6 protein-coding genes are annotated in these 7,058 nt (G+C 40.4%); 2 read left to right on the forward strand and 4 right to left on the reverse strand.

All coding sequences use genetic code 11. The annotated features are described in order from the left end of the window. Positions 1-106 precede the first annotated feature (106 nt). The 4 genes from V7266_RS03920 to V7266_RS03935 all read right to left on the reverse strand — a co-directional run bounded on the left by V7266_RS03920 (position 107) and on the right by V7266_RS03935 (position 5,479). A complete protein-coding gene (locus tag V7266_RS03920) occupies positions 107-1,231 on the reverse strand; it encodes an HAD family hydrolase (RefSeq protein WP_335465968.1) in 1,125 nt (374 codons plus the stop codon). A gap of 429 nt (positions 1,232-1,660) precedes the next feature. Next, positions 1,661-3,082 carry an NAD-dependent succinate-semialdehyde dehydrogenase gene (locus V7266_RS03925; protein ID WP_335466101.1) on the reverse strand — a complete coding sequence of 474 codons (1,422 nt, stop codon included), beginning with the start codon at positions 3,080-3,082 and terminating at the stop codon, positions 1,661-1,663. 37 nt (positions 3,083-3,119) lie between these two features. Further along, positions 3,120-4,490: a 4-aminobutyrate--2-oxoglutarate transaminase gene (gabT, locus tag V7266_RS03930; RefSeq protein ID WP_335465969.1), complete on the reverse strand. Its 1,371-nt coding sequence runs from the start codon at positions 4,488-4,490 to the stop codon at positions 3,120-3,122. A gap of 395 nt (positions 4,491-4,885) precedes the next feature. Then, positions 4,886-5,479, reverse strand: a complete 594-nt coding sequence (locus V7266_RS03935; protein ID WP_335465971.1) for a cell wall hydrolase — start codon at positions 5,477-5,479, stop codon at positions 4,886-4,888. A gap of 371 nt (positions 5,480-5,850) precedes the next feature. Between V7266_RS03935 and V7266_RS03940 the strand changes: the two genes are divergently transcribed. Both V7266_RS03940 and V7266_RS03945 read left to right on the forward strand, forming a co-directional pair. Further along, positions 5,851-6,297, forward strand: coding sequence for a Dps family protein (locus V7266_RS03940; RefSeq protein ID WP_335465973.1), 447 nt, complete (start codon positions 5,851-5,853; stop codon positions 6,295-6,297). 139 nt (positions 6,298-6,436) lie between these two features. Continuing rightward, positions 6,437-7,058 (forward strand): lipoprotein (locus V7266_RS03945; RefSeq protein ID WP_335465975.1); only part of this gene is annotated, 622 nt, incomplete at its 3' end.

The following is a 7,058-nucleotide window of genomic DNA, read 5'->3' on the forward strand; positions in this document are numbered from 1 at the left end:
TGACCTCGAGCCGATGGCGCCTGGAGCTGGACAATTCTCGAAGTCGAAATTTATACTTTCTGATCTTTTAAAAGAGGGAATGGCGCCGCCATTCCCTTTTTCTCTTTTATAAAATGGTTGTAATATCGAGGACGGAATCTAGTATATAATCTGCCTCGTGTTTTTCAAAATCTTGTCGTGCATCTTTCCCAGAAAGACCTGTCAAAACGGCTGCAAATTGACAGCCAAGCTGTCTTGCGGCAAGAAGATCTGCTAATGAATCACCTACAACCAATACTTCTTCCCCATTTTGAATGGGCAGGTGTGCGTTTAGACAGTCAAGTACAGATGTTTCTTTACCTTTAAGCCCCATGATATATGTAAATGGATGCGGCTTTGATAAGGATTTAGGTTCTGTGAGTTCTTGTTCTGCCATTGATACTTCATCAGCTGTAATAATACGGTTTTCATCGAAGTATTTCAGCCAATTTAAATGTTTAAAAGGCTGGATCGTTTCTAGGTCTGGCCTTCCTGTCCCAATTCCAATCGTGATTCCAGATGAAGAAAGGTGCTGAAATAAAGCCGCAATTTCCTGCGCAGGAGCGAGGGTTGTTTCATTGGCAAGGAACCCCTTTTTCCCAGTCTGGACTGATGGTCTGCCAGTGGAAGCAAGAACATTTTCATCGCCTACATACCATTCCTGTGAAACATGTTCACAAATGGACCAGAGCTCGCCTTTTTGGAAAATCGATGTTTCAACACCTAGCTTCTCCCTGGATAGTGTATTTAAGTATTCAAACAATTCCTGCTTTGTCGCATCTGATTGAGAGAATTCGTCTACGAACAAGCTAAAATTCAATTCTACTTGATACTGACTCAATACCGTGCCAATATCCCGTAAGGTTTCATAATTGATAGGCTTCGTTAGCCATTGCGTGATATTTGCCGCTTCATCCTCTTTAATTTGCGACAGAAGATGTATGAGCTGATGGCCGAAGGATAGATAAATCATATCCCAGTTTGCGTTTAGGCCGCGGGATTTCATAAATTTAAGGACTTGGTCGTTTTGGAAAACATTTCCCCTGATGTGGTTGATTTCTGCTTCAGTATATTCGGTTTTAAATTGTTCCGGCGCGAGTGCTAGATAATTGCTGCTAATCAGCATCTCCCAAACAGTCAGTGCAGACGCATCAAAATAGTGCTCTTCGCTCAAAAGCACCCCATCCACATCAAATAAAACGGTATTTATCAATTTCCCTGCCCCCTCAATTTCTGGTTTGCTTTTATACGTTATCGTAACACAGCAGGTGTCATAATTTGAAGATATTTAGCCACATTAGGTAAAGATTTTAGCTTGTTTGTTAATATGTACCGTTTTTTTGTTAATATATTCAATTCTTTTGTTAAAAAAAAAGGATTTTTGTTAATAAACAGCTAGTTATTGTTAATAAAACAAAACCTGAGGTGCTTCTTAAGAGGGCCTGAATTGGAATTCTACTTAGATTAGGTCCTTTTCTACAAAGTTAAGGATTAATTCTACAAAATTCCCACTCAATTCTACGAAATCGCCAACTATTTCCACAAAGATTAGTAAAATAACTTCGAAATCTCACTCAAAAGCAAAAAAATGCCGTGCGCTCAGATGTCCGAGCGTACGGCAAGCTCTAAAATTAGCTCTTTACTAGATATCTAATCCAATCGAGATATACTTTACTTCTAAAAACTCTTCGATTCCGTAATGCCCGCCTTCACGGCCAAGGCCACTTTCTTTGTAGCCGCCAAACGGAGCTTGGACCACTGACGGCAGGGCATCATTTAAGCCGATGATTCCATACTCCAGTTGTTCCGTCATCCTAAAGGAGCGGCTTAAATTGTCTGTATAAACATAAGCTGCCAATCCGTAGGAGGAATTATTAGCCCGTGCGATGACTTCCTCTTCTGTTTTGAAAGTCGATATTGGCGCAAGCGGACCAAAAATTTCATCCCTCATACATTCCATGTCATCATGGATATTGGTAAGAATCATCGGGGCAAAGAAATAACCCTTTTCATCAGCTGGCTTTAGACCGCTATAAACTACCTTCCCGCCTTTTTTAACGGCATCATGTACCAATGATTCCACTTTTTTATAAGCTGATTTATCAATTAACGGACCGATATCCGTCCCTTCTTCAAGTCCATCTCCGACTTTAAGCTTTTCTAATTCTGATTGAAAAAGCTTTATGAATTCGTCCGCTACGCTTTCCTGAACATAAACCCGATTGGTACAAATACAGGTTTGACCGGCATTGCGGAATTTCGATTGCACAAGACCGCTTGCAGCTTTCTCTAGGTTCGCATCATCCAATACGATAAAGGGAGCATTTCCGCCAAGCTCAAGCGATACCTTTTTGACATTCTCAGCCGCTCCGCGCATTAACGTCTTACCTACCTCGGTCGAGCCGGTAAAGGTAATTTTCCTTACACGGGAGTCTTTTAACCAAGCCTCGCCAATCTCTGAAGAGCGTCCGGTAATGACGTTAATGACGCCTGCCGGTATGCCTGCTTCATGTGCCAGTTCCGCGATTTTTAACGCCGTAAGCGGTGTTTGGTTGGCTGGTTTCACGACAGCGGTACACCCTGCCGCAAGGGCCGGAGCTACTTTTCTTGTAATCATCGCTGCCGGGAAGTTCCATGGAGTAATGGCTGCAATCACACCAACCGGTTCTTTTCTCACAAGTATTCGTTTATTTGGACTCGATGCAGGGATGGTCTCACCATAGACTCTTTTTGCCTCTTCGGCATACCAAGAGATAAAGCCATTAGCATAGGAGACCTCTCCTATGGCTTCCTTTAACGGCTTTCCTTGCTCGATCGTCATAATCCTAGCAATTTCTTGTTTATTTTTTTCAATCAAATAAAACCATTTCATCAAAAGCTGATACCGTTCTTCGGCTGTCCGTTTCGACCAATTTTTAAAAGCCCTGGACGCGGCATCAACGGCCTGCTTCGCTTCGCAGGCGCCGCCTGTTGGAACTGCACCAATCACTTCCTTCGTGGCTGGATTGATGATATCCGTAAACACCTCATAATCATTGCCAACCCATTCACCATTTAAATACATCGGATAAATTTGATGATTACGTTTAAGTACATCCATATTATTCTCCTCCAACCGATAAGGCTGCATTATTTTGATATACTGCTTCGATTGCTTCTTCTAATATTTGTAATCCTTCTTCAAGCTGCTCATTCGTAATGGTTATCGGCATGAGCAGTCGAATGACATTGCTGTAGATACCCGCACTTAACAGCATAAGACCGCGCTTAGCTGCCTCTTTAACAATTTTTCCAACGACTTCTTTATCAGGTGTTTTGGACTTACGATCCTTGACAATTTCCATCGCACACATAGCCCCTAGACCACGTACATTGCCAATCCCTTCAAACCGGTCGGCTAATAACTGCATTTTTTCCATTACCCGCTCTCCTATTAGCCTCGCTCTGTTATTCAATTTCTCCTCTTCGATAATATCCAAAACGGTTAGTGCTGCCTGACATCCAAGCGGACTTCCGGCGTAGGTTCCGCCAATCTCGCCAATTTCAGGAGTATTCATAATTTCCGCCTTTCCGATGACACCCGAGATGGGAACTCCTGCCCCCATTGATTTTGAAATGGTAATTAAGTCGGGGACGACATCAAAATGCTCAATCGCGAAATATTTCCCGGTTCTTGCAAAACCGGTTTGGATTTCATCAGCAATAAACAAGATTCCATGCTGTGAACAAATTTCTCTTACCCGTTTTACAAAGGCCTTGTCGGGAACAATGAAGCCGCCCTCCCCTTGTACTGGCTCCATGACCACGGCTGCAATGGTTTCTGGAGCAGCTTCTGCAACTAAAAATTGTTCAAATTGCTCAATGATCATGTCGCTATATTGTGATTCAGTCAATCCTTCAGGACGGCGGTACACATATGGATACGGCGCTTTATATACTTCTGGGGCAAATGGACCAAAGCCAAATTTATAAGGCTTGACCTTGCTTGTCATGGTCATCGTCATTAACGTTCTCCCATGAAATCCTCTTGTAAATGAAACTATTCCTTGGCGTTTTGTGTATTTGCGGGCAATTTTAACAGCATTCTCAACGGCTTCCGCACCACTGTTAAAAAAAGCGGCTTGCTTATCAAAATGACCAGGAGCCAGCTTACAAAGGCGCTCTGCCAAATTTATATAGGATTCATACATCATTACATTAAAGCCGGTATGGATAAATTGACTTGCTTGTTCCTGCAAGGCTTTAACCACTTTTGGGTGTGAATGGCCGACATTTAGCGTTCCGATTGCACCGGCAAAATCAATATAATGGTTACCGTCTACATCCTCGACCACTGCTCCCTCTGCTTTTTTTACAAAGGATTCGCAATTGTTACTGATTCCTTTTGGAACATATTTATTTCTTCGCTCCAGGATTTCACGGGATTTAGGGCCGGGTATTTCTGTTTGGAGCTTGACAAATTTCCTTTCCAATTCGTACTCCTCCTTTTAAAAAAATAACACCGAAGGGATAAAAGCTCTTCCCATTTGTTCTTTTCTATATAAAATTGCGATTATCCTTTAACATGATCTAAAAATTATTTGAAATTTCGAACAAGCGCAGTTCACTTCTTCATAACTGATACCTTTTTTATCCAGCCGCTTGTTCTTACTTCATTTCCTCTTTTTCTATTAAACATAGAACCATATTAATATATTCAGATACCTGTTCATTTTGCTCATTTTTTAATTCTTGTTTAAAAAATACTTTGTCCTCCTTATTGCTGTATATGTTCTAAATTTTCAATATAATTAAAAAAGGCAGCAAAATTCGTTTAGTGAATTTTGCTGCCTTTTTTGTATAATAGTTATTTTAGTTGAGATACTAATTATCGTGCGAATCTGTGGTTTCCAATGGTAATAGTTACAGGACGTGAAGTAATCCATGAACTTGTTGACGTTTTAGGGTTATAGAAGAATAAAGATCCATTTCCTTTACCAGTTAATGCGATTGCTTCATTTACCGCTTTTCTAGAAGCAGCATCAGCTGGCTGGTTAATCGTCCCGTTTGCTACAGGAGTAAATGCATAATGTCCATTAGCAATTTGATAGATTACCCCTTTTACAGTATTCGGGAAGTCTGCACTTCTTACTCTATTAATAATGACTGTTGCAACAGCAACTTTACCAGCATACGGCTCGCCAACTGCTTCAGCACGAACTAGACGGGCCATCAAGTCTTTCTCTGCAGCCGTGTAAGGAGAGTTTGGCAGCGTCACATTTTGACCGGCAATAAGCGGCATACTCTTGTTTGCAACCATTAAACTAGTAACAGGGATACCGAATCCTTTTGCTAAATTCCAGTAAGTTTCACCATTTTGTACTGTGTGCGTGGTAGCTGCTTCTGTTTGATTCGTTAAAGTAAATGCTGAAATAGATAACATTAATCCAGCGGCTACTATTAGTTTCTTTAGTTTTTTCATGTATTGGTTCCTCCTAGTAGTCGTTTTTGTCTACTATTAGGCTATCAGATGTAATATACTCGTTCATTGCCCAAAGTTTGGTAATTTACTATCAACCTTTCTAACCCTTGCTGCCAAACAATTAAACTATAATTAGTTAAAATTATCCATCGTAAAAAAATATCAAATAATATCCACATAGAGAAAAATATGGTCCAATCTTTACAAAGATTTCAAGTTGTAACAAAACGTATTAAAAGGAAATCTGTATAAAAGCTTATTTTAAGTGACTTTTTCACAAAATTGCCATCAAAACGGTTGGAATTGGCAGGATTTTCTTTTTAATTTTGGTCATAATAATAGTGAAGTTATTTTGAAGGAGGATTTATATAATGGAAAATCAGTTAGTGAACGTCCTTAATAAGCAAATTGCCAATTGGTCTGTCTTGTATATGAAGTTACATAACTATCATTGGTATGTGAAAGGCGGGCAATTTTTTACCCTCCATGCCAAATTTGAAGAGTTCTATAATGAAGCAGGCCTTCATGTGGATGAATTAGCCGAGCGGCTGCTATCCATTGGCGGTAATCCTGTCGCAACCATGAAAGAGTGCCTCGAACTTGCCTCAATCCGGGAAGCATCTGGGAGTGAATCTGCTGAAGAAATGGTCCAATCCATTATCAATGACTTCTCTATTGTCACTGGGGAACTTAAGGAAGGCATGAGTCTTGCGGAGGAATTAGATGATGAAACAACCGGAGATATGCTCTTAGCTATTCATTCTGGCTTAGAAAAACATGTATGGATGCTGTCAGCATTCCTTGGGAAATCTCTTTAAAGCTATGAGTCCAACAGGTCATCTGTTGGGCTTTTTTATTTTTATTAATAATAGGCCCCCTATTGTCAGAATCTGTCGTAAACTGTACAATTTTAGGATAAATAAATATCCAGTTTAAGGATACATTGGGGGAATATCTATGAAACGTATCATCCTTCTCATTCTATCAGCACTTTTACTTACTGCCTGTACGCCAAAAACCTATACCGAAAGTATGGATGCCGGAAAAGCCGCATTGGAAAAGGGAGACTATGATCAAGCAATCCATAAATTTGAAAATGCGATAGAAGAAAAAGACACACAAGATGCACAAAATTACTTACATATCGCGAAGACATTAGTAGATAGCCGTCAACTCTATCATGATGGAGATTTTGACAAGGCGATTTATACCCTTCAACAACTGTTAAAGGATAAATCGATGGATAATTCTAGTGCTAAAGTGGAGAAACAAGCTCATTTACTTTTAACTGAAGCAAAACGGGCAAAAAACGTTTCGAAAACGCTGAAGAAACAAATGGACAAAGGGAAAACACTGTTGGCGGACGGAGAGTACGTTCAAGCCGCGGAAGTTTTTAAGGGAATTACCAAATCAACTGATTTACCAGAAGTCGGTGAACTCGAAATAATAGCCAAAGATGCAAAAGAGCTTTTAACCGAAGCATCGAAAAAACAATCTGCTTTAGTGCAGGATGAACAAAAGCAGCAAGAAGCAGCAACGCAGGTGGAAGCGGAGGAAAAGCAGCAACAAGGCGAAGCAA

The sequence above is a fragment of the Neobacillus drentensis genome, from assembly GCF_036965645.1.
Taxonomy (GTDB): Bacteria; Bacillota; Bacilli; order Bacillales; family Cytobacillaceae; genus Neobacillus; species Neobacillus drentensis_D.

Bases quoted from the DNA above. Each gene is read 5' to 3' on its own strand.
- V7266_RS03925 (WP_335466101.1), bottom strand. From the start codon at position 3,082: ATGTATTTAAATGGTGAATGGGTTGGCAATGATTATGAGGTGTTTACG.
- V7266_RS03935 (WP_335465971.1), bottom strand. From the start codon at position 5,479: ATGAAAAAACTAAAGAAACTAATAGTAGCCGCTGGATTAATGTTATCT.
- V7266_RS03940 (WP_335465973.1), top strand. From the start codon at position 5,851: ATGGAAAATCAGTTAGTGAACGTCCTTAATAAGCAAATTGCCAATTGG.